Raw genomic sequence first — 2,499 nt, 5'->3', positions numbered from 1 at the left:
CATCCATCGCCCTGCGCCCGAATGTAGGGCGGGGACTTTAGTCCCCGCCGCTTTAACGCCCCGACTCTCACCCCAACCCGTAGGCGAGCCTCCCCCCAAAGGGGGGAGGGGGATTAAATGCAGCCCTCACCCTTTATCCCTCTCCCACGGGGAGAGGGGGACCGCTCCGAACCTAACTTCCTTAATTGCGCCAACGTACAAAAACGGGCCGACCTAAGGTCGGTCCCTGCGAGGTCATCGCTACCGGTGGCCGCCGGGTTTTTCCATCTCGCCCCCGGTGCGGAACCGCCCGACCATGTAGCCGGTCAGCCCGCCGCCCAGAACCGCCATCGAGAGCCAGTAGTACCACGGCGCCCCGGTCAACAGGGCGAAGGGGACGTCCAGAACGAGCGCGACCAGCGCCCCCTGGGTGACGCCGAAGTACCACAGCGGCGCCGCGCCGATGATGAACCCCACCGCCAGCCGGTGCCCGAAGACGGCGAAGAGGTGCCAGAACGGCACCCCGCCCTCGGAGATCATGGGGATGACCTCGAAGAGCCCGAGGACGAGGCCCATGTAGAGGCCGATCATGGGCGACTTGCGCCACAGGCTCTTTCTTTCTTCGTCGTTCGCCATCGGCGCGATTATCCCCCCCCAAGTCGGGTTTACGTCAAGGCGACGAGACGGGCGGGCACGGAGGCCCGCCCCTACGTCATCGCAACCGGAGTAAGAGCCGCATGCTAAAAAAAGGGGCGGACGCAAAGGTCCACCCGTTTTGTCATTCCGACTGCCGGAAGATGGAGTTGATGTAGCCCACCAGCTCGTCGTGGAGCGCCTTGGACTCGGCCCGTGAGATGTAATCCCGGGCGAACCCCTCGGCGTTCCGGCAGACCTCGAGCAGCTCGCTGCGGTTGGCCAGCTCTATCTCGCCGCCCAGGCGCCGCACCTCCCGCTCGATGAAGTTCCGAGCCGAGGGGCCGATGTAACCGGACAGCAACCGCTCGAGGTGGTCTGTGACGGGGTTGCGCTCCACGGTGATGACGCCCGAGCCCAAAAACTTCTCGAGCACCAGGAGCACCTGACGCATGGAAAGGCTGACGAGGTTGGCCAGGGTGTGGATGTTGCGCCGGCCGTCAATGAGAAGGAATATCTTGCGCTCGGGGGAATCGCGGTCGTAGAGGGTGGGCTCTATCTTGCCCACGAGGCGGGGGATGGAGAGTCCGTTGCCCACCTTGCCGCGGAGCTCCTCCCACTCCCCGGCGCGGCGGACGGCCTCGAAGAGCATCTGCTGCCAGTTGCGGCCCAGGCGCTGCTCGGTGTCTATCTTCTCCTCGGGCTTGAACTCGAAGCCGCCCGAGTCCCAGCAGAAGGGGTCGTAGAAGGCCTGTTCGCCCTCAAGGTCGCCCGAGACGGCGTTGACGATGGCGCCCTTGAGGAAATCGAAATAGGCCTGGCGCTGGTCCGATTCCAGGGAAAGGCGGCCCGTCTTCCGGTTCATCACCAGAAGCTGGACGACGTCGGCCAGGGTGATTTCCTTGAAGGAGCCCTTCAACGCCGCTCCGTTTTTTTACGTGTCGCGGTCCGTAAACCGGCCCTAGTTGTTATTTTAACATATCCGGACGGGTGGCCTCATCGGCGCGGAGACCTTCTACGGCGCCGACCGCCGATGGTCCCGGCTGTAGACCAGGAACTCCTCGACCAACTCCGAAAAGGTCAACTCCCGCCCCTCCCCGGCATAATCTTCTCGGTTTTTCTCAGGAGGACGGGCTCGCCGCCCTCGATTTCGAGGGTGAACTGCCAGTAGCCGGAGCCGGTGCGGGCTAGGCGGATTACGTCCGCCCACTTGTCGCCGACGACGGACGCCAGCGGCGCTCCGCAACCCGGACAGCGAATCGGCCCCGACTGCCTCATTCCCCCACCTCCAGGTTAAGCTGCCGCTCGAATCTGTGGTTTCATTCCCCGCCCCCGCGTGGGGGGGCGGCTCTATGGCGCCGACCAGATGGGCGTGCCGCTTTCGTCGCTCAAGATCAGCCCCGGTCCCTTGAACACGGCCAGCCCTGCGCGAATCTTGCCATTCTCGTCGCCCAAGCCCAACATCGGGCCGTTCACAGTCACAATCAGGCCAGCGCGGGAATTGCCGTTCTCGTCATACAGGCTAAGAGACGGTACTTCCTTGAACACGACGAGCCCGGCACGGAGAATGAAGTTCTCATCGTAGAGTTTCAGAGCTGGCCCGTCCATGTCTACGTACAATTCAGTACGGGTATTGCCGTTCTCGTCGAATAGGTCCAGCCCCGGTCCGTCCACGTCCGTGCACAGCCAGGCGCGGAGATTGTCGTTCTCGTCGCGCAGGGCAAGCCCCGGCCCGTCCGCGTCCGTGCACAGCCAGACGCGGTTCACGCCGTTCTCGTCGCGCAGGGCAACCACCGGACTGTCCTCGTCCGTGTACAGCCAGACGCGGAGATTGTCGTTCTCGTCGTACAGGGTCAACCCCGGCCCGTCCTTGCCATTGTACAGCTG

At 64.0% G+C, this 2,499-nt stretch carries 4 protein-coding genes; all 4 read right to left on the bottom strand.

The features are described from left to right. Positions 1 to 240: 240 nt before the first annotated feature. Positions 241 to 615, bottom strand: coding sequence for a hypothetical protein (locus NTW26_00595; GenBank protein MCX7020772.1), 375 nt, complete (start codon positions 613 to 615; stop codon positions 241 to 243). A gap of 142 nt (positions 616 to 757) precedes the next feature. Next, the gene (locus NTW26_00590; protein MCX7020771.1) at positions 758 to 1,531 is read right to left on the bottom strand and encodes a DUF4388 domain-containing protein; all 774 of its coding nucleotides are present in this window, start codon (positions 1,529 to 1,531) and stop codon (positions 758 to 760) included. 161 nt (positions 1,532 to 1,692) lie between these two features. Then, positions 1,693 to 1,890 (bottom strand): hypothetical protein, encoded by a 198-nt coding sequence (locus NTW26_00585; protein MCX7020770.1) that lies wholly within the window; start codon positions 1,888 to 1,890, stop codon positions 1,693 to 1,695. 72 nt (positions 1,891 to 1,962) lie between these two features. Continuing rightward, on the bottom strand, positions 1,963 to 2,499 hold a 537-nt coding region (locus NTW26_00580; GenBank protein ID MCX7020769.1), incomplete at its 5' end, for a hypothetical protein.

The sequence above is a fragment of the bacterium genome, from assembly GCA_026398675.1.
Classification (GTDB): domain Bacteria; phylum RBG-13-66-14; class RBG-13-66-14; order RBG-13-66-14; family RBG-13-66-14; genus RBG-13-66-14.
The sequence above is the reverse complement of the archived record's forward strand: the minus strand, read 5'-3'. Positions and strand labels throughout refer to the sequence as shown.

Excerpts from the sequence above, each read along its gene's own strand:
- NTW26_00595 (MCX7020772.1), bottom strand. The coding sequence starts at position 615 with ATGGCGAACGACGAAGAAAGAAAGAGCCTGTGGCGCAAGTCGCCCATG.
- NTW26_00585 (MCX7020770.1), bottom strand. The coding sequence starts at position 1,890 with ATGAGGCAGTCGGGGCCGATTCGCTGTCCGGGTTGCGGAGCGCCGCTG.